This window comes from Mycobacterium persicum (genome assembly GCF_002086915.1).
Classification (GTDB): Bacteria; Actinomycetota; Actinomycetes; order Mycobacteriales; family Mycobacteriaceae; genus Mycobacterium; species Mycobacterium persicum.
This window is the reverse complement of record NZ_MWQA01000001.1, coordinates 4,822,067-4,839,924: the sequence shown is the minus strand read 5'-3', so window position 1 is coordinate 4,839,924 and position 17,858 is coordinate 4,822,067. Positions and strand designations below refer to the sequence as shown.

Here is a 17,858-nt window from a genome sequence, read left to right as displayed (position 1 = left end):
CATCCGCGCGAATTAACCTCCGGCGGCGAACATGAAAACTCAACGAACATGCTCCACCATTGTGCTGACGGTAACTAAAAGGCGAAAAGGCAAAATGTCTAGCGTTGTCTCCGGTAACGTGAAAAAGATGTACCGCCCGGCTGGGTAATCGGCCAGTACGCTACAATTAACAGCTCGTTCGATTTACACAGGTTCCACACCGTTGATAGTTTCCATTCGGAACTGCACTCGGGCCGGAGTGATTGTCTCGCAGCCGACTATCAATACCAAACACAAAAAACAGATCAAACAATAATCAGCACCTATCAACGACCAGTGGTGCGCTCCTCGCGGGTGATCGAGACCAAATGCATCGATGACGTACCGTTTTGGTGAGCTTGGAGTAGTAGGCGCGCAGGCTGCGCACTGGGTGGTCGGCACCATCGAGATCCAGGCGCCGCGCCGACGGAACCACGAGCCGATTGGAACCCACGCGTTGCGGGTCGGCTCCATCACGACACGCAGGGTGTCGTGTTCGACCAATCCGATGTCTTCTCAGAGCTTTTCGAGTTCGGCAGGCCGGGTGAAGAACTTTCGTCCCGTCCATATGAAGGTCCCCTCTGAGCGGGCCAGCGTGGCTTGGTGAGCGGCCCGGCAGGCCAGGTCGATACTAAGGTCAGGTCCACGAACATCCTTTCGGCTGATACAAGGTTGCTGGCCGGGCAGCTCGGCGCTACCCACGGTTTCCGTTCCCGCACGCTAGCCGACAAGATTGGTGCCCATGGAGATTCCGTTCGCCGACGCCGTGCGCGGCCGCTTCGGCCGCCGCGACGCCGAGTTCGACTTCATCGAGGAGTTCGAACACGACGCCTTCGACGGCGAGGCAGTCGAGGCGGCACCCGACACCGTCGACCTGCCCTCGGCAGAGCCGGCCCTGCTGCTGCAGAAGATGGAGAACCGGCTGATCCGGCAGCACCTGGCCAACCCGGACGTGTTGAGCGACGAGGAGCTGCGCACGTTGCGCTACATCCTCAATTTCGCCAGGCTCGCCGACTTCGAGCCGGGTGCCGCGGGCCCGGGCGGCAACCGTGGCCGTGGCGACGTCTCGGTCGGCGCCGAAGTGGCACCGTGGCGCTCTAGGGTTACCGACGCGCTGTACGGACCGCTGCGCGAAGAGGCCGACCCGGTCACTGCCCTGAAGGCGGCACGCGATGCGCTGCACGGCCTGGCGGCCGACCAGGACGACCAGCGACGAGTGCTGATCGAGCGCCACGGCAACGACTTCTCGGCCGCCGAGCTAGATTCTGAGGTCGGCTACAAGAAGCTCGTCACGATTCTCGGCGGCGGCGGCGGGGCGGGCTTCGTCTACATCGGCGGCCTGCAGCGGCTGCTGGAGGCCGGCCAACTGCCCGACTACATGATCGGTTCGTCGTTCGGCTCGATCATCGGCAGCCTGGTCGCCCGATCCCTACCGGTGCCGATCGACGAGTACATGGAATGGGCCAAATCGGTGTCGTACCGGGCCATCCTCGGACCCGAGCGGCTGCGCCGCCGTCATGGCCTGGCCGGCGTCTTCGCGCTGCGCTTCGACCAGTTCGCGCTGGCCCTGCTCAGCCGGGAAGACGGCGTGCGAATGCGGATGTCGGACTTGGCCATTCCGTTCGACATCGTGGTCGCCGGGGTGCGACGGCAGCCGTATGCGGCGCTGCCGTCAAGGTTTCGCCGTCCGGAACTGGCGGCGCTGCAGTTGCGGTCGCTACCGTTCCGCCCGATCGGTATCGGACCGCTGGTAGCGGCCCGGATGTGGCAGGTGTCGGCCTTCATCGACTTGCGGGTGGTCAAGCCCATCGTGATCAGCGGCGACGACCCGGACCGGGACTTCGACGTCGTCGACGCGGCGTCGTTCTCGTCGGCCATCCCCGGTGTGCTGCACCACGAAACGCGCGACCCTCGCATGGTCGGAATCCTCGACGAGCTGTGCGCCGAAAAGGACATCGCGGCGATCGTCGACGGCGGCGCGGCCAGCAATGTGCCCGTCGAACTGGCGTGGAAGCGGGTGCGCGACGGCAAGCTCGGCACCCGCAACGCGTGCTATCTGGCCTTCGATTGCTTTCATCCGCAATGGGATTCGCGGCACATGTGGTTAGCCCCGATCACCCAGGCCGTCCAGTTGCAGATGGTGCGCAATCTGCCGTACATCGATCATCTCGTCAAGTTCCAGCCGACGCTGTCGCCGATCAACCTGGCGCCCTCCGTCGCCGCCATCGACCGCGCCTGCGAGTGGGGACGCGACAGCGTCGAACAGGCCATCCCGGTGACCACCGCGCTGTTGCAGCCGACGTGGTGGGAAGGCGACGGTCCGCCGGTAGCCGAGCCTGCTGCGCGCGCGAAGTCGGTGGCGTCGTCGATGAGCTCGGTGCTGGCCGCGATCCAGTCGCCGACCGGACGCTGGGCGCGGTGGCGAAATCGCCACCTGACATAAGACCGCCGGCGATTCACTCGGGTGGCTACCATGGCCCTCATGCCAGAGCCGGTCCCGGCTTCCGAGGAAACCGCCGCACTCGGCGGCGCGACTGCCGCCCTGCCGAATTCGGCACCCACCGACGCGGTTCATACGGCATGGTCGCGCAACGACGAACCCGACGAGCGCCAGGACATCCCCGACGACGATGGGGCCTCCACATCCGAACCGGCCGGTCAGTCCTGGGGCACCACGTGGGGACGCGCCGCGGCGTTGCTGCTGCTCGGTTTCGGTGTCGCGACACTCATCGTGATCGGCGGTTGGGCGCTGACCGCCGAGAAATCTCCCCGTCAGGAGACGCAGCCGGCCGCGGCTCCGCCGGCGACGACGGCCGCCTCCACGGCGACCACCGCGCCGGCTCCCACGACCATCGGCTCGAGCCCGGAGCAGGACAGCGACTACATCAGAGCCCTCAACGACCGCGGCATCACGTTCGCCAATCCCGATGCCGCCGTTTACAACGGCAAGTTGGTCTGCATGAACTTCCGTCGCGGCATGACGGTGGACCAGATAGTCGCGGCATTTCGGGCGAGCAATCCGGCGCTGAGCAGCAACGCCGAAGATTACGTGGCGATCTCGATGCGCACCTATTGTCCGTAACGCGGCACCGTCCGGGTGTTCCCGGACAGTGCGGTGGGTACCTACGCATCTATGACGGATCCGCGTAACCGGAATTCCCGCCAACCCACCAACCTCAACGGCCGGCTCACGCGGCGCCGACACAAGCTTGCACCGGACCCCGGCATTCGACGCGCCATCCTGGTGGCCGCCTCAATGTCGGTGCGCGAGCACGGGGTACGAGGGCTCAACGTCGCCACCGTCCTGGACCGCGCGCAGCTGAGCACCCGTGCCTTCTACCGGCACTTCGAATCGAAAGACCAACTGGTCGCGGCGGTCTTCCTGGAGGTGGCGCGGGTCGAGGCGACGCGGCTGCGAACCCATATGGCCAAGGCCGCCAACCCGGTCGAGGCGGTGGCCGCCTGGATCGACGCGCGACTGGACCTGGCCTTCGACGAGACCGTGAAGGCCGACCTGCGTCACCTGGCCGTGGAGGCCCAATCACACATGCTCACCACCCCCGAGCTCGTCGCACCCGCATACGCCGAAACGCTCGAGCCACTGGTCGAACAGCTTCACCTGGGCCTGCAACAGAACGTGTTCGACGACATCGACCCGGTGAACGAGGCGCAATCCATCCAAGGTGTGGTGTGGGCCAGCACCGAGCAGCAGTGGGCGTCGGGTGATGGTGAACGCGGCGGCGTTCGGAAACGCACCGTCCGGTTCTGCCTGCGCGGTCTGGGCGTGGCGCCGGACACCATCGCCGAAGTGGCCGGCGCCGGCTGCTAAGCCGGCTGCTAACCCGGCTGCTAAAAAGGTGCGATGGACCTCGGCTTCACCGGATCGAAAGCTGTCGTCACCGGAGGCAGCAAGGGCATGGGCTTGGCCATCGCGGAAACCCTTGCCGCCGAAGGAGCCAGTGTGGCCGTCATCGCCAGGGGCAGGGCGGCGCTCGACGCGGCAGTGGACAGGCTGCGCCGGGCCGGTGCCCCGGATGCCGTCGGATTCAGTGCGGACATGGCCTACGCCGCCGCCATCACCGATGCCTTCGCCGCCGTCTCGGAGCGCTGGGGGCAGCTGAATTGCCTGGTCCACACCATCGGGCCGGGCGACGGGTATTTCGAAGACATGGACGATGCGGCCTGGGATGCCGCGTTCACGCTGGGCACCATGTCGGGTGTCCGGTCGATTCGCGCGGCCTTGCCGTTGCTGCGGGCCGCTGACTGGGCCCGCATCGTGACCCTGTCCGCGCACTCCATTCAGCGGCAGAGTCCGCGTTTGGTCGGCTACACCGCATCGAAGGCAGCGCTGACCAGCGTCACCAAGAATTTGTCGAAAAGCCTTGCCAAGGACGGCATTCTGGTGAACTGCGTGTGCCCGGGGACCATCGTCACGGCCAGCTTCACCGAACAGCTCACCGATCTCCTGGCCGCCGACGGCCTGGACGCCACCAATCCGCACGACGTTATGACGTGGATTGACAAGCATTTTCACCACCCATGTGATCTGGGCCGCGCCGGTCTTCCCGAGGAGGTAGCGTCCGTCACCGCTTACCTGGTGTCGCGGCGCAACGGCTATGTCACCGGCGCGACGGTGAACGTCGACGGGGGCTCGGACTTCATCTAACCGGCGGCGCGACCGTCCCGCCGAAACGGCAGCACATGCACCAATGGCACGACGATGGCTCCGACGGCCAATCCGATGACCGCCGAGGCCCCCGTGTCGACCAGCCAGGCCAGCACCGCGCCCATGGACCCCGCAGCGTGACGCACCTGCTCCTCGACGTGGTGAACCAAGGCGTACGGCGGGTGCCAGCCGACGCGGTCGCTGCCGACCAGCAGGATGTGGCCGCCCACCCACAGCATGGCCACCGTCCCGACCGTCGTGAGCGCTGAGAGCAGTTTCGGCATCGCGGCGACCAGGCCCCGGCCGACCTGCCGGCCCAACCGGGATCCGGTTTCGGCAAGCCGCAGGCCCACGTCGTCCATCTTGACGATGGCGCCGACGGCCCCATACACCACTGCGGTGATGATCAGGGCAACAACGACGAGGATGACGAGCCGCGGCAAGAACCTCTGGCTGGCCACCTCGTTGAGGGCGATCACCATGATCTCGGCCGACAGGATCAGGTCGGTCCGGACTGCGCCGCTCACCACCTCCTGCTCGCTGGCCGGGCCGGCCCCGGAATCATGACCGCGGATGCTGCTCCACACCTTCTCGGCGCCTTCATAGCAGAGGTAGGTCGCACCCAGCATCAGGATCGGGGTCAGTAGCCACGGCACGAACTGACTCAGCAGCATCGCGGCCGGCAGGATGATCAGCAGCTTATTGCGCAGCGATCCGATGGCAATGCGCTTGATGATCGGCAATTCTCGCTCGGCGGCGATCCCGTGCACGTATTGCGGCGTGACCGCGGTGTCGTCGACGACCACTCCGGCGGCCTTGACGCTCGCGTGGCCGGCGGCGCTGCCGATGTCGTCGACCGAGGCCGCGGCCAGCCGGGCCAGGGCCGCGACGTCGTCCAGGAGGCCGAACAGCCCCGCGCTCATGGCGTCTCCCCCATGGCGATCGAGGTTACCGTTTGCCGTTGCACTTGACCGTCGGCTAAGCCGGCTGAGCCGGCCCCGTTCGCCATGATCGCCTTGGCGCCGGTCTGCGCACGTTCGAGCGATGGCGCTGCAGCCGACGTGAGGCACCACGTCGACGTCGTCGGCTGGCGCCGGGCAGGCGCCGGCCCGCGCAACGCCGTCGGGAAGGTGTGCCCCAGGGCATTGTCGACCGGCACTCGGCCCACGGTCGCGCCACTGCGCGGATCAAGGATGGTCAGTTCGGTCGTCTCGGGCACTCGTGAGACTTCACCCGAAGAGCCGAAGCTAAACCCGCGCCTACCGCATGCTTGGGACTAAATGTGGACTAAATGCAATACCGTTCAGTTAAGACGGTGGATGGTGATGTTTGGTGAATGCTCGGGTTGGAGCCAGTGGGCGTAGTCGGCGCGTTTGACGTGCCACTTGGACATTTTGCGTTTGACCACCCGGGGTGCTGCGCGGTGGCGTCGGGCCGGGTTGAGGCGGTCGAGCAGTCGGCGCAGGAAGGCGCGCCAGTGCCGGTCAGGCGTTTCGGGGTGGTCCGGGGGGAAAAGCGCCCTGCTGGGCGACGGATTGACGCGTGATGCTCAGTGCGGCAGTGAAACTGACGCGGTCGGGGTCATGTCCGGCGTGTTCGGCGGCCTGGGTCATCAAGGTACGGATGGCGTAGTGGCAGCACAGGTGTCCCCAGATTTCTTGCTGGACCAGGTCGGGGGATTTGGAGCGCAGCACGATGCGAGGTCCACGCTGGTGGGTTTTGAGTTCGTCGAAGGTGTTCTCGATCTCCCAGCGCTGGGCGTATGCGGCAGCCAGCTCGACCGCTGGCGCCTGCTCGGGGTCGGTCAGCGTGGTCAAAAGCCGGTAGACGGTGGGGTTGTCGCGTCCGTCGTCGAGGGTGTAGTCGATGACGCGGGCCAGCATCGGGGTGCTGGCCCGATCGGCGCTGGCCCGCAGGTGAGCCAGCCAGGAACCGTCGGGAAGGTCTTGCACATGGGCCGGTTCCGGGGCACGCCAACCGGTGCGTACCCGCCACAACAAATCGGCCCCGGTCGCAGAGGCCTTGCGCCACAACGCATACGAGAAGAACCCGCGATCAGCCAGCAGCAACATCCCCGTGGTCAGGGTACCCAGCAGTTGTTCGGCGAGTTTGGACTCCGAATCGCGGTAGGCCCCGATCTGCACGGCAAAGACCGCGTGTGTCGCACACTCGGCCACCCCAACGACCCGAACCTGCGGGAAGGCGGCCTTCTCACCCTTGCTGGCACCGGGCCGGCCGAAGTACTCATCATTGGCCGCTGTGTCGGCCACATCCAGACAGGTTCCGTCGATGGCGACCAGTCGCCGCCCGGCCAACCACGCTCCCGGCGTGGTTGGCCCGGCCAACGGGCGGGCCACCCGCGAAAACAAGCTGGCCAGCGGTGCTGACCCCAGCCGCTCACGGGCCTGAAAGATCGCCGACTTACCTGGTAACCGGTAGCGTTCACGCCACCCCGACGCCCACGCCAGACCATCGGTGAGCTGGGCCAGCACATCCTCATAAGAGCCCTCCGCATACAGGCCCATCGCGATCGCGAAATACGCCATCACCCGCGCAGGCAGCGACCGATGCCGCTGCTGGGTGCGGCCCGCCTCCGCGATCACCTCATCCACCAGCGCCGCAGGAAACACCCGCGTCAACACCCCCACCGATACCAGATCTGACAACCGGCGATCCGACTCAGGCTTGCGCCAACCCGCACGAGGCATACCCTACAAACTACACCCATGTAGTCTTAACTGAACGGTATTGGGACTAAATGGGACTAACTGGATGGGCCGTACAGCCAGAAAGCGAGTCGGAAGGTGACCCACGCATATCTGATCGGCAGCGCAGGGCTGATGCTGATCTGGGTTGGTTTCTGGGTCCCGGCGGATACCACGCGCCGCATGACAATGTTGCGGGTCAGCGGGATCACCGCACTGACCGGCCTCGCCGAACCGCCGCTACTGGAATCCGCCGAGTCTGTTTGATCTGAACAACAGAATAGGCATCGATATCGAAAGTGTTGTGTTCTCATTCGCAGCGGGTGGAATGGTTGCTGCCATCTACACAGGCCTCCGCAAGATCGGCCGGAAAATCGGGCCGCAGCCGCGATGTGCACGCTCCCTCCAAGTTCTTGCCCTGGTTTCCCCGATCCCGGTCTTTGTCACTCTCATCACCACGACGAATGTGAACCCGATCTACATCACGATCATCGCGCTGTTCGCCGGTGCCGCCGCCTCGTGCGCCTGCTGGCCGGCGCGGATCCCGAGGATTATGCTGGCCGGCTTTCTATTCACGGGACTGTATTTTATGTGCTTCGTGATGTTCAGCGCGGTATATCCGCACTACCTGTTCCATGTGTGGAACTTGTCTGCCCTTTCGGGAGCGGTCATCGCGGGAGTCCCACTGGAGGAATTACTATTCGCGTTGTTCTATGGCTTCATGTATTCCAATGCCACAGAATACTTCTTCACCAGAATTTCTGCTGCGCGGGACCACGAAACCAGCCGCTGAACACCGGTCAGGCGATTACCCGGCCTGGTCAATCATGCCCAGGTTGTAGGCTACGTCGCGGCTTTCTCCCATGGCGATGGGGCCATCTCGCCGATCCAGAGGGCGTCGAAGCCTGCGTCGGAGGCCGCCAGCGCGACCTCCATTGCTTCGTGGTCGGGTCGGTCAAGCCAAAACGGCACGGCGACCTCGACGTCCATGCCGCTCACAGCATCGCCACGTCGCTGGGCTGGTCGAGCAGCACCCGGCCGGACAGCTCGCGGGAGGCCTCGTTGACCTGGAAGTGGGCGGTGGCGGTGAAGGCGTCCCGGAACCGGCGCTGCAGTGGCGAGCTGTCGTAAATGGCGCTGCCCCCCGCCAGGTCGTACATGGTGCGCACCACGTCGGCCGAAATCCGCACCGCATGCGTGGCCGCCAGCCGGAGCCGGTTGCGCAACGCCACCGGCACCGCATCGGCGCCGTGGCTGGCCTGCCACGCGGCGTCGATCGCCTGGTAGTACAGCGCGCGCGCGGCATCCAGCGCCGCTTCGGCCGTCGCCACCGCAGCCTGGGTCGCCGGGCGTTCGGCCAGTGTGCGCGTGGAGCCCAGGCCCTTCTTTCCGGCGGCCAGTTCGACGAGGTCGTCGATCGCGGCGCGCGCATTGCCCAATGCGGCCGCGCCGATCGACAGCGCGAAGAAGCCGAACACCGGAAAGCGGTACAGCGGCCGATCCAGCGCAGGTCCGTCGAACACCGAGAACACCCGGTCGGCGGGCACGAAAACCTCGTCGGCGACGCTGTCGTGGCTGCCGGTGCCGCGCAGGCCCAGGGTGTGCCAGGTGTCGAGGACCTTCAGGTCCGCTTTGGGCAACGCGACGACGGAGGGCACCCGCTGATCGTCGACAAAGCAACCCGCGAACATCATGTCCGCGTGGCTGATCCCGCTGCAGAACGCCCAGCGCCCGGACATCACGACACCGCCGTCGACAGAGCGCGCCGTGCCCCGCGGCGCCCACACCCCCGCCGCGACACCCCGCCCGCCGCCGAACATCTCCTCGCGGCTGGACGCCGGCAGGTAGGCGACCAGCAGGGCGCTGGTGATGGCGATCGATACGCACCATCCCGCGGAGGCGTCACCGCGCGCAATCGCTTCGGCGCACCGCAGCGCCGTTTCCGGCGCCAGCTCCAACGCCTCGACCTCGCGGGGCATGGTGGCGCGCAGCAGTCCGGCCGCATTCAGGCTGGTAACGAGTTCGTCGGGGAGTCGGCGATCGCGATCGATCTGCCCGGAAAGCTCGCGAGCCGCGAGGGCGATCTTCTCGGCAAGGTTCTCGATCTCGGCGTCGCGGTGATTCATCAACGGCTCCTGGTGACGGTGACGGCGGCGGTTCAATCAACTTACTCCTGTCGGTTCAGTAATTGAACCGGTAAAGTCGTTGAACTATGCACCCCGCCGAGTTGTCGCATCGCTTCGAGGGCGAGTCTGTCGGACGGGCCCTGGAGCTGGTCGGTGAGCGCTGGACGCTGCTCATCCTGCGTGAGGCGTTCTTCGGGGTGCAGCGCTTCGGCCAGCTCGCCCGCAACCTCAACATCCCGCGCCCCACCCTGTCGTCGCGGCTGCGGATGCTCGTCGACGTCGGCCTTCTCGACCGCGTCCCCTACTCCCGCGATCCCGAACGACACGAGTACCGGCTCACCGAGGCCGGCCGAGAGCTCTTCGCGGCGATCGTCGTGCTCATGCGGTGGGGCGACGAGCATTTGCCCCACCCTGACGGCCCGCCGATCATGCTGCGACACCACACCTGCGGCGAATTCGTCGATCCTCGCCTGATCTGCGTCCGCTGCGGCGAGGAGATCACCGCGCGCAATGTGACCCCCGAGGCCGGCCCGGGATTTCGCGACCGGCTGTCGGCATCGCGGTAACCGCCGCCGCACAACGCAAGTAACGATTCCCAACCTCAAACGTTTCGAATCGATAAGCAACTCCAAACACGTTGCCGAGCAACACCATACGGATCACCTGGCGAAATTATGGTCTTTTCGTGGACCGTCGGACCGCGTTGAAGCTGCCGCTGCTGCTGGCCGCGGGCACGGCGCTGGCCACGGCCGGGCGCGCCGGTGCCGAACCAGGCCGGTGGCCGGCCGAGCGTGCCAACAGCTGGTATCAAGCGCAGGGCTGGCTCGTCGGCGCCAACTACATCACGTCGAACGCCGTCAACCAGCTGGAGATGTTCCAGTCGGGCAGCTATGACCCGCGGCGCATCGACGGCGAGCTCGCCGCGGCGCGGTCACTCGGGTTCAACACGGTGCGGGTCTTTCTCCACGACCTACTGTGGGCCCAGGACCGCCAAGGCTTCCAAGGCCGTCTCGCGCAGTTCGTCGCGATCGCCGCGCGCCATGGCATCAAGCCGCTTTTCGTCTTGTTCGACTCCTGCTGGGACCCGTTCCCCAGGCCGGGCCGTCAGCGCCCGCCCAGGCCCGGGGTGCACAACTCCGGGTGGGTGCAAAGCCCCGGTGCCGAACACCTCGGTGACCGGCGCTACGTCGGCGTTCTTTACGACTATGTCACCGGAGTCGTGGGCCAATTCCGCAATGACGACCGGGTTTTGGGTTGGGACCTGTGGAACGAACCCGACAATCCCGCGCGCGTATATCGCAAGGTGGAGCGCAAGGACAAGCTGGCGCTGGTCGCCGACTTGCTGCCCCAGGTGTTCCGGTGGGCGCGGGCAGTCGAGCCTGCTCAGCCGTTGACCAGTGGGGTCTGGCAGGGAAACTGGGCCGACCCCGGGCAACGCAGCACGATCAGCGGCATCCAACTGGACAACTCGGACGTGATCACCTTCCACAGCTATGGCGCGCCGGCCGACTTCGAGGCCCGGATCGCCGAACTTTCCCCACTGGGGCGTCCGGTCGTGTGCACCGAATACCTGGCCCGCAGCCGGGGCAGCACCGTCGCGGGAATTCTGCCAATTGCCAAGCGGCACAACGTCGGAGCGTTCAACTGGGGGCTGGTCGCCGGAAAGACCCAGACGTACCTGCCGTGGGACTCGTGGGATCACCCGTACCGCACGCCGCCGAAGGTGTGGTTCAGCGACCTGCTGCGGCCCGACGGGCGGGCCTATCAGGACGGCGAACTGGAAACGATTCGGACGCTGACCGGCGTCCAGCAGGAATAGCGCTGCGCCGCATCGCGTGCAGGGGCGAGAAAAGCAAGTTGTTCCGCCACGCGCCTTCGACCGCTATGATTCCGCTGAGTCGCGCACAACCACGAGGTGGTGGACATGTTTCGGGAACTCGCCGTAGGCGCAATAGGAATGGGTGTTCTCGGAGCGGGGCTGCTGGTCGCTCCGCCGGCGCAGGCCGACGACCCCCCGTACCACATTCTGAGCGCCCAGGATCTGTGCAATCTCGTCTACCCGAGCTCGGAGGCGATGCCGGACCCGTCCAAAGAGCCACCGGCCGTTGGACTTATCTGTGTCCGGCAGGGCGGGGTGCTTCTCCGGTTGGCCCGGGATCAGCCGGCCATCTTCTCCAATACCTTCGCTCTCGAACCGGGCAAAGCTCCTGAGCTGCCGAAAGGTTCGGTGCGCGTCAATCCCAAGGATCCGCTCAGCGACTGGATCATTCCGGACTGCTACATCCCTGATCGCATCGACTGCAACCCCAACGCGCCCGGCCACCGCTGACCGGCTTCGCATTGATCAGGGCTTGGCCCGAACTGTCTTGACGGGCAGTCGCGCCCAGCCCCGCACACTGGACGTCCGTGCCCTGCTGGCGTTGTCGTAGTCGACCTCCCAGTCGGTCCATCGCTTGAGGACCTCTTCGAACGCGACCCGGGCCTCGAGCCGCGCCAGGGCCGAGCCGAGGCAGAAATGCAGTCCCTGCCCGAAGCTCAAATGGCCACCTTTGCGGTGGATGTCGTAGCGATCCGGCTCGCTGAATCTCTTCTCGTCCCGATTCGCCGAACCATTGAGCAGCAGCATGTGGGAGCCCTCGGTCACGGTGTGCCCGTACAACTCGACGTCGCGAGCGACGTAGCGCGCCTGCACCGGCGACGGCGGCTCGTAGCGCAGGGTCTCCTCGACCGCCGAGCCGATCAGGTGCGGATCCGCGACGAGTTCGTGTCGTTGGTCGGGATGCTCGCCGAGCAGTTGGCCCATGAAACCGATCAGCCGCGCGGTGGTTTCGTTGCCGGCACCGACGATCATCGCGGTGTAGGCCAAAACTTCGTTGCGTTCCAGGCGCCGCCGGGATCCGTCTGATTCGTCGACTTCGGCGTTGAGCAGATCTGTCGCCAGGTCGTCGGAGGGATGCGTCGCCCGCCACTCGATGTACTCGGCGAACATCGCCATCGAATCCTCGAAGATCGTCGGGCTGACCCCCTCCCGTCGCGGTCCGAGCGCGAGGTTCTGGTCGTTGCGGTCACGGATTAGCTGTTGCGCCTGCTCGGGGATGCCCAGCAGGTAGCCGATGGTGCGCATCGGCATGATCGCCCCCAGATCGGCGACGAAGTCGAACCCGTCCGAATCGCGAAGCGAATCCAGTGCGCGACAACAAAATTCACGCACCAGTCGGTCGACGGCCAGCATCCGCCGAGGGGTGAAAACCCGCGACAACAAGCGCCGGTGCAGATCATGCAGCGGCGGATCCTCGAACAGCAGGATTCCCGGCGGAACTTCGATGCCGCTGAACAAGATGTCGGCCGTGGTGCCCCGTCCCGACCGATACGTCTGCCAATCATGCAGTGCGGCTGCCACGTCGTCGTAGCGACTCAACGCATAGAAGTTGTACTTGTCGTTGAAATACAGTGGGGCCGCTGCCCGCATCCGTTTCCACACCGGATAGGGATCGTCATCGATGTCGAAGTCGAACGGATCGTAGTAAAGCTCCTGTTGGGTGGGCACTCATCCGCCCTGCCGGGGTTGGTTCGGTACGCCGGGGAATAGCTGCTCCGTCGGCCCGGAGGTCACCCACCCGCCCAGCTTGGTGACGAGGTGGGGCGCAAAGACCGCCCCGTACAGTAGGTTCCCGATGACAACGACGGCGACGACGGACAGCACTGCCGACTGCAGCCGGCTCGTCGAGCGCTTGTCGGCCCACATCTCGATGACGTTTCGTCCCTGGGAATCGGTGCGGCCCAGCAGATAGGTGAAGACCATCATCTGCACCCCCAATGCCAGCGAGTCGTAGACCGGGTACTGGTGCTTGGCGCCCTCGAAGATTGCCAGGCCGGGAATCACGTAGCCGTAATGGAAGACGCCGAGCCGGGCCCCGAGGAACGCGTTGAAGACGAAGGCCCAGCAGAAGCCGACGACGAGTCCGACGATCAGCAGCGTGATCGGCCGACACCAGCCGAACCGCGCGCTCAACCGTCGCCCGAGCGCCGCGCCGATCACCGCGGGCAGCACGAAGTAGCCGATGTAGCCGACCGGCACCGACGAGGGGAGCCCACCCCACGTCATGTTCAACGGCCACCACGACGGCACTCGTGGTAGGGCGGGCGGGAATTGCGCGTACATCGCCCAGTCGTAGGGCGCCTCGATCCACGAAAACGAGATCGCCGAGACACACAGCAATAGCAGTGGGTGTAGCCGACGGCGGCGAAAGCTCAGATACCCACCCGCCGCGGTGAACACGATGCCGCTACCCCAGCCAAAGATGACGGCCGCAGTCAGCAACGGCGTCAACTGGGTACTCATCGTGAGCGCCCGCCGCGGCGCGCTTCCGGGTCGATGTAGATAACCAGACCGAAGATGACGACGATCAGCCCGAACAGGGTTCCGAGCATGATGACCGCGCCCACAACACGCCCTTCCGGCAGGCTACCCGGCTTTGTGATAGTGGATACTATTCTAAGTCGAAGGTCAAGGCCGACGATCGTGAAATACCGGAGTGCCCAGGAGTAAATGACGGTGTCCCAGCGACTTTCGTCCAGCAACGGGCGCGCGGCCCAAGCGCCGGTTCAGCCGCTCCGTCGGCCTCGCGGTGAGCCGCGCCGGCTCCTGCTCGATGCCGCGCGCGAGCTGTTCGCCCGCCAGGACTACCGCAGCACCACGACGCGTGAAATCGCACAGGCGGCCGGAGTCAGCGAATACCTGCTATTCCGGCACTTCGGCTCGAAGGCCGGGCTTTTCCGGGAAGCACTGGTTCTTCCTTTCACCCGTTTCGTCGACGAATTCAGCCGGACATGGCAGTCGGTCGTCCCGGAGGAAACCGACGAAGAGGAACTGGCCCGCCATTTCGTCGAGCAGCTCTACGACATGCTCGTGGACCATCGGGGTCTGCTGCTGACGCTCGCGGCGTCGGAGGCGTTCGGCGAGGAGGAAACCGAGGACACCGGCATCGCCGACATGCGACGGGCTATTGCGGTGCTCGGTCAGATCAGCGCCGAGGGCATGCGGTTACGCGGAATCCGCTCGAGTCAGCCGGACCTGCCGGCGCACTCGACGGTGGCGATGATCGTCGGCATGGTCGCACTGCAGGCGACCTTCTTCGGGTCCGTGCCGCCCCCGCGGGAGGCGATCGTCGACGAACTCGTCCAGGCGATTCTGCATGGCTTCCTGCATCGGCGCGACTGAGCGGTGCTTCGCCCGCGATCAGGCGGCGATACCGAGTTGCCGGTTGATCTGCGGCCAGTATTGGAAACCGTCCGGAGTAAGCAGAATCCAGTCGTGAATCTGACCGTTGGCCAGCACGAAGCTGACCGGGGCCCCTTGAGTTACGGCCGCTTGTTGCAGGACAAACACGTCCGGCGCGAGGATGTCCAGGTTGCCCGAGTAGACATACGTCGGCGGCAGTCCGCCCAGGGAGCCGTTCAGCGGACTCACCATGGGGTCGTTCACGTCAAGATTGCCGGCCCACACCCTGCCGATCTGTTGCGCGGGCCCGACAGGAAGCAACGGATCCTGGACCAGCCCGATATTCGGATTGGTCATTCCCACGTCGAGCCACGGAGACACCAGAACCATTGACTCCGGCACGGGGTCGCCGTGGGCCACCAGGTATTGGGTAGCCGCCAGTGCGAGGTTGCCGCCCGCCGAGTCGCCGATCACGCTGACGTTGGACGGCTGGTGTTGAGCGATTTGCGTGGAGATGAAACCGGCCATCGTGGGTACGACCGAACCGGCGGTACCACCTTCCTGCAGCAACGGGTAAATCGGGACTTGAACGGTCGCGCCGGTCTGCTGGGCCATCACCGAGTAATTGATCCAGTGCAAGAACGAGGGCGGAAAGATAAACGCGCCACCGTGAATGGCGACCACGTATTCACCGGTCGGATGAGCCGGCGTGATCTGCACGACGCTCATCCCGTTATACGTTGTGTATTGCACCGTCTCCCCCAGCAGCAAATTCAGAAAAGGTGGCGGGGAGTTACCGAGGAACCACGACAGCGGCGGGATGTCGCTCGCGAACAACGCCAACAGTGGGTTACCGGGCACCGCAAGTTGAGTTTCCAGGCCGGACAACGCGAGCAGGGGTTTCACCGGCCACAGCGCGGCTTCTTCAAGTCTGGTCGCCAGCGACGGGGCGCCGGTGAAGTTCCCCGAATGCGTTGCCGCGAAAGGCGGATCAGCCGGCGCCCCGAAGACGCCGGTGATGAGGGTGTCGGAAACCCGGGCGAATCCACTGGCCAGTGCCGTGGGGGTCTGCTGAATTTGCTGTTCTACCAAGGCGAAACCGTTTCCGATTGCTTTGGCGAATTCGCCTGGCAGTCCAGGCAGATCTTGCAGCGCTTGTTCCCACGGGGCCAACTGCGCGACCGTCGTCGCGGCACTGCTGTGATATCCGCTCATCGCGGCGACGTCCTGAGCCCACATCTGCTCGTATGCAGCCTCGGCGGCCGCGATCGCCGGTGCGTTTTGACCGAACAGGTTAGAGATCACCAGCGACACCAACTGGCCACGGTTGGCGTTGATCAGTTCAGGGTGCACGATGCCGGCCAGTGCTGCTTCATAGGCGATGGCCGCCGCCCGGGCTTGAGCTGCTGACTGTTCGGCTTGAGCGGCTGCCTTTCCCAGCCAGTCCAGGTACCGGGCTGCCGCCGCCGTCATGGAGGCCGACGCGGCGCCTTGCCAGGCCTGAGCCCCCAGGTCCGAGGTGATCGAACCGAATGCGTTCGCCGCTGAGCTCAATTCACCGCCGATTCCGTCCCAGGCCGTCGCCGCCGCCAGCATCGGCTCCGATCCCGGTCCAGCAAGCAGCAGCACCGAATTGACCTCGGGCGGCCACACCGAAAAGCTCATTACCCTGCCCCCTCGATTCCCCCTCGATCAGGCTTATTCCAGGAACGTACCCCGTCCATGCCTTGGCGGAAGAGTTTTCGGCGGCAGTCGCGGTGGCATTCGCCGAGATCCGCAACAGAGCGTGCCGAGCACCAACGCCGCGGGTGCCGTCGAAGCTCGCCTTCGGCAATCGCGGTCAGACGGCCTTGGTGGAGCCGACGTAGGACAGCACCACGTCGGACTCATCGGTGATGCGGGTCATGGTCGCGTAGGAACGGATAAACGACTGGCCAACGCACCCGTCGATCTTGATGTGGAAGTCGCTGATCATGATCCACGGATTTGGCCCCTTGAAGTCTTTGCGGACCACCGGCACGATGACGACGAATCCGGGCTTGAGGCCCACGCTGACCACGTTGTTATACTGCCCGCTGGCCAGCGGAATGACGATCGGCGGCTGGCCGGGACCCAGCGGCAGTTCGGCGGCGAGCGAGGGAGAGATTCCGCTGCCATTTGCGATGACGAAGCCATTGGAGGTGCTCTGGTCGACCCCGCACCCGATCTCGTAGCCGACCTCCAGGACGCCTCGGGGGTCTTCCGGCCCGGTGAGCGAAGCGCCAAAGATTCCGCTGGAGAGGTATTCGCGGGACGACAGCGCGGTGGTCAGCGGCGCCACCGGAACGTGTTTCTCGTCCTTCGCGCCGAGGGCCAGGACCCAGCCGTCAGGGGTGTTCACCCTAGCCGGTGTGCCTGGAGGCACCGACCCGTCGGACGGTGGCACCGCACCGGGAGGGGGTTCGGCGTCGGGTTGGGCACCTGCCGACGGCGCGGTCATCGGTACGACGAGGCACACGGCCAGAACCGCAGCACGGCGAACTACCGCGGAAATCGGCATCACAGCCGATACGCTAAGCACCGCCCCATTCCGTTATGGCGTTGCTGGTTAACGAAATCAGAGTTGTTGCGCGTTTGTAGCTGGTTTGCGATTCAGAAGAGGCAGTCTGGCGAGACCCGCGTCACTCAGCGCTGGTCGCCGAGCGGTTCCTGTTTGCCGGAACGCTCACAGGTGCTTGGCGAGTAAACTTCACGTATAGCCAGGGATTCGTGGCAGACGGCAGAGAGGGCGACCGATGACGCTGCAAAGGTTCGCTCGAACGGCGCTGGCAATCCTGATAGCCAGCATCGGAATATGGATGACGGCTCTGTCCGGCGGCAGCGGCATCGCTTACGCAGACCCAGATGACGATGACGCGCTTCCGATCATCGATGATCTGCTCTTCACCCCGATATTCTCGCAGGATCCGCGCTTGCTACATCCGAGCAGAACAGGCCTCGAACAAGACTGGGGCCGTATCGGAATGGTCTGTCAGAACCGAACTGTCAAGTGCCAAAAGAACGGATTTTAGCCCGAGTTTGAGACGCCGTGGCGGCGATGGCGCTGCGTTATTGCCGTGAACGTGAGCGATATTGGCGCCCCA

19 protein-coding genes and 1 pseudogene are annotated in these 17,858 nt (G+C 65.2%); 11 read left to right on the top strand and 9 right to left on the bottom strand.

Going from position 1 to position 17,858, the window contains the following annotated elements:
* Positions 1 to 760 precede the first annotated feature (760 nt).
* Genes B4U45_RS22090 through B4U45_RS22075 form a run of 4 tightly spaced genes read left to right on the top strand, consistent with a single transcriptional unit; the run spans position 761 to position 4,684 of the window.
* Positions 761 to 2,461, top strand: coding sequence for a patatin-like phospholipase family protein (locus B4U45_RS22090; RefSeq protein ID WP_075545077.1), 1,701 nt, complete (start codon positions 761 to 763; stop codon positions 2,459 to 2,461).
* A gap of 39 nt (positions 2,462 to 2,500) precedes the next feature.
* The gene (locus tag B4U45_RS22085; RefSeq protein ID WP_239988011.1) at positions 2,501 to 3,100 is read left to right on the top strand and encodes a DUF732 domain-containing protein; all 600 of its coding nucleotides are present in this window, start codon (positions 2,501 to 2,503) and stop codon (positions 3,098 to 3,100) included.
* A 51-nt stretch (positions 3,101 to 3,151) separates the two neighbouring features.
* Positions 3,152 to 3,847 carry a TetR/AcrR family transcriptional regulator gene (locus B4U45_RS22080; protein WP_075545082.1) on the top strand — a complete coding sequence of 232 codons (696 nt, stop codon included), beginning with the start codon at positions 3,152 to 3,154 and terminating at the stop codon, positions 3,845 to 3,847.
* 33 nt (positions 3,848 to 3,880) lie between these two features.
* Entirely contained in the window at positions 3,881 to 4,684 is an 804-nt protein-coding gene (locus B4U45_RS22075) for an SDR family NAD(P)-dependent oxidoreductase (protein WP_075545078.1), read from the top strand.
* On the opposite strand, the gene B4U45_RS22070 is transcribed toward B4U45_RS22075, so the two are convergent.
* From B4U45_RS22070 to B4U45_RS22060, 3 genes are all read right to left on the bottom strand, one after another.
* Complete coding sequence (locus tag B4U45_RS22070) at positions 4,681 to 5,607, bottom strand: DUF808 domain-containing protein (protein WP_075545079.1); 927 nt, start codon at positions 5,605 to 5,607, stop codon at positions 4,681 to 4,683. The two genes, B4U45_RS22075 and B4U45_RS22070, sit on opposite strands and share 4 nt — an antisense overlap.
* Positions 5,604 to 5,903, bottom strand: a complete 300-nt coding sequence (locus B4U45_RS22065; RefSeq protein ID WP_075545080.1) for a hypothetical protein — start codon at positions 5,901 to 5,903, stop codon at positions 5,604 to 5,606. Before B4U45_RS22065 ends, B4U45_RS22070 begins: the two co-directional genes overlap by 4 nt.
* Before the next feature lie 265 nt (positions 5,904 to 6,168).
* Positions 6,169 to 7,392 (bottom strand): IS4 family transposase, encoded by a 1,224-nt coding sequence (locus tag B4U45_RS22060; RefSeq protein WP_075545525.1) that lies wholly within the window; start codon positions 7,390 to 7,392, stop codon positions 6,169 to 6,171.
* 96 nt (positions 7,393 to 7,488) lie between these two features.
* Between B4U45_RS22060 and B4U45_RS22055 the strand changes: the two genes are divergently transcribed.
* Positions 7,489 to 7,656, top strand: coding sequence for a hypothetical protein (locus tag B4U45_RS22055; RefSeq protein ID WP_158006377.1), 168 nt, complete (start codon positions 7,489 to 7,491; stop codon positions 7,654 to 7,656).
* A gap of 37 nt (positions 7,657 to 7,693) precedes the next feature.
* On the top strand, positions 7,694 to 8,182 hold the full coding sequence (locus B4U45_RS22050; RefSeq protein WP_131808351.1) for a lycopene cyclase domain-containing protein: 489 nt from the start codon (positions 7,694 to 7,696) through the stop codon (positions 8,180 to 8,182).
* An 80-nt stretch (positions 8,183 to 8,262) separates the two neighbouring features.
* On the opposite strand, the pseudogene B4U45_RS22045 reads toward B4U45_RS22050, so the two are convergent.
* Together B4U45_RS22045 and B4U45_RS22040 are read right to left on the bottom strand one after the other, a co-directional pair.
* Positions 8,263 to 8,379, bottom strand: a pseudogene (locus B4U45_RS22045) (LLM class F420-dependent oxidoreductase); the annotation flags it as partial.
* Between the two features lie 5 nt (positions 8,380 to 8,384).
* A complete protein-coding gene (locus B4U45_RS22040; RefSeq protein ID WP_075548805.1) occupies positions 8,385 to 9,515 on the bottom strand; it encodes an acyl-CoA dehydrogenase family protein in 1,131 nt (376 codons plus the stop codon).
* A gap of 86 nt (positions 9,516 to 9,601) precedes the next feature.
* Between B4U45_RS22040 and B4U45_RS22035 the strand changes: the two genes are divergently transcribed.
* The 3 genes from B4U45_RS22035 (at position 9,602) to B4U45_RS22025 (ending at position 11,844) form a co-directional block, all read left to right on the top strand.
* The gene (locus B4U45_RS22035; RefSeq protein ID WP_075548806.1) at positions 9,602 to 10,081 is read left to right on the top strand and encodes a winged helix-turn-helix transcriptional regulator; all 480 of its coding nucleotides are present in this window, start codon (positions 9,602 to 9,604) and stop codon (positions 10,079 to 10,081) included.
* Positions 10,082 to 10,200: 119 nt separating this feature from the next.
* Complete coding sequence (locus tag B4U45_RS22030; RefSeq protein WP_075548915.1) at positions 10,201 to 11,334, top strand: glycoside hydrolase 5 family protein; 1,134 nt, start codon at positions 10,201 to 10,203, stop codon at positions 11,332 to 11,334.
* A 105-nt stretch (positions 11,335 to 11,439) separates the two neighbouring features.
* The gene (locus B4U45_RS22025; RefSeq protein ID WP_131808352.1) at positions 11,440 to 11,844 is read left to right on the top strand and encodes a hypothetical protein; all 405 of its coding nucleotides are present in this window, start codon (positions 11,440 to 11,442) and stop codon (positions 11,842 to 11,844) included.
* A gap of 15 nt (positions 11,845 to 11,859) precedes the next feature.
* Here B4U45_RS22025 and B4U45_RS22020 read toward each other — a convergent pair whose 3' ends face one another.
* A complete protein-coding gene (locus B4U45_RS22020) occupies positions 11,860 to 13,062 on the bottom strand; it encodes a cytochrome P450 (RefSeq protein WP_075548808.1) in 1,203 nt (400 codons plus the stop codon).
* A complete protein-coding gene (locus B4U45_RS22015) occupies positions 13,063 to 13,857 on the bottom strand; it encodes a spirocyclase AveC family protein (protein ID WP_075548809.1) in 795 nt (264 codons plus the stop codon).
* 213 nt (positions 13,858 to 14,070) lie between these two features.
* Between B4U45_RS22015 and B4U45_RS22010 the strand changes: the two genes are divergently transcribed.
* Positions 14,071 to 14,736, top strand: a complete 666-nt coding sequence (locus tag B4U45_RS22010) for a TetR/AcrR family transcriptional regulator (protein WP_075548916.1) — start codon at positions 14,071 to 14,073, stop codon at positions 14,734 to 14,736.
* 18 nt (positions 14,737 to 14,754) lie between these two features.
* On the opposite strand, the gene lipY is transcribed toward B4U45_RS22010, so the two are convergent.
* Both lipY and B4U45_RS22000 read right to left on the bottom strand, forming a co-directional pair.
* Positions 14,755 to 16,401: a triacylglycerol lipase LipY gene (gene lipY / locus B4U45_RS22005; protein WP_183154972.1), complete on the bottom strand. Its 1,647-nt coding sequence runs from the start codon at positions 16,399 to 16,401 to the stop codon at positions 14,755 to 14,757.
* Positions 16,402 to 16,576: 175 nt separating this feature from the next.
* Positions 16,577 to 17,275, bottom strand: a complete 699-nt coding sequence (locus B4U45_RS22000; RefSeq protein WP_075548810.1) for an MspA family porin — start codon at positions 17,273 to 17,275, stop codon at positions 16,577 to 16,579.
* 235 nt (positions 17,276 to 17,510) lie between these two features.
* Between B4U45_RS22000 and B4U45_RS21995 the strand changes: the two genes are divergently transcribed.
* Positions 17,511 to 17,786: a hypothetical protein gene (locus tag B4U45_RS21995; protein ID WP_075548811.1), complete on the top strand. Its 276-nt coding sequence runs from the start codon at positions 17,511 to 17,513 to the stop codon at positions 17,784 to 17,786.
* Positions 17,787 to 17,858: the final 72 nt, after the last annotated feature.

Bases quoted from the DNA above. Each gene is read 5' to 3' on its own strand.
- B4U45_RS22090 (WP_075545077.1), top strand. From the start codon at position 761: ATGGAGATTCCGTTCGCCGACGCCGTGCGCGGCCGCTTCGGCCGCCGC.
- B4U45_RS22085 (WP_239988011.1), top strand. From the start codon at position 2,501: ATGCCAGAGCCGGTCCCGGCTTCCGAGGAAACCGCCGCACTCGGCGGC.
- B4U45_RS22080 (WP_075545082.1), top strand. From the start codon at position 3,152: ATGACGGATCCGCGTAACCGGAATTCCCGCCAACCCACCAACCTCAAC.
- B4U45_RS22075 (WP_075545078.1), top strand. From the start codon at position 3,881: ATGGACCTCGGCTTCACCGGATCGAAAGCTGTCGTCACCGGAGGCAGC.
- B4U45_RS22070 (WP_075545079.1), bottom strand. From the start codon at position 5,607: ATGAGCGCGGGGCTGTTCGGCCTCCTGGACGACGTCGCGGCCCTGGCC.
- B4U45_RS22060 (WP_075545525.1), bottom strand. From the start codon at position 7,392: ATGCCTCGTGCGGGTTGGCGCAAGCCTGAGTCGGATCGCCGGTTGTCA.
- B4U45_RS22040 (WP_075548805.1), bottom strand. From the start codon at position 9,515: ATGAATCACCGCGACGCCGAGATCGAGAACCTTGCCGAGAAGATCGCC.
- B4U45_RS22035 (WP_075548806.1), top strand. From the start codon at position 9,602: ATGCACCCCGCCGAGTTGTCGCATCGCTTCGAGGGCGAGTCTGTCGGA.
- B4U45_RS22025 (WP_131808352.1), top strand. From the start codon at position 11,440: ATGTTTCGGGAACTCGCCGTAGGCGCAATAGGAATGGGTGTTCTCGGA.
- B4U45_RS22015 (WP_075548809.1), bottom strand. From the start codon at position 13,857: ATGAGTACCCAGTTGACGCCGTTGCTGACTGCGGCCGTCATCTTTGGC.
- lipY (WP_183154972.1), bottom strand. From the start codon at position 16,401: ATGAGCTTTTCGGTGTGGCCGCCCGAGGTCAATTCGGTGCTGCTGCTT.
- B4U45_RS22000 (WP_075548810.1), bottom strand. From the start codon at position 17,275: ATGCCGATTTCCGCGGTAGTTCGCCGTGCTGCGGTTCTGGCCGTGTGC.
- B4U45_RS21995 (WP_075548811.1), top strand. From the start codon at position 17,511: ATGACGCTGCAAAGGTTCGCTCGAACGGCGCTGGCAATCCTGATAGCC.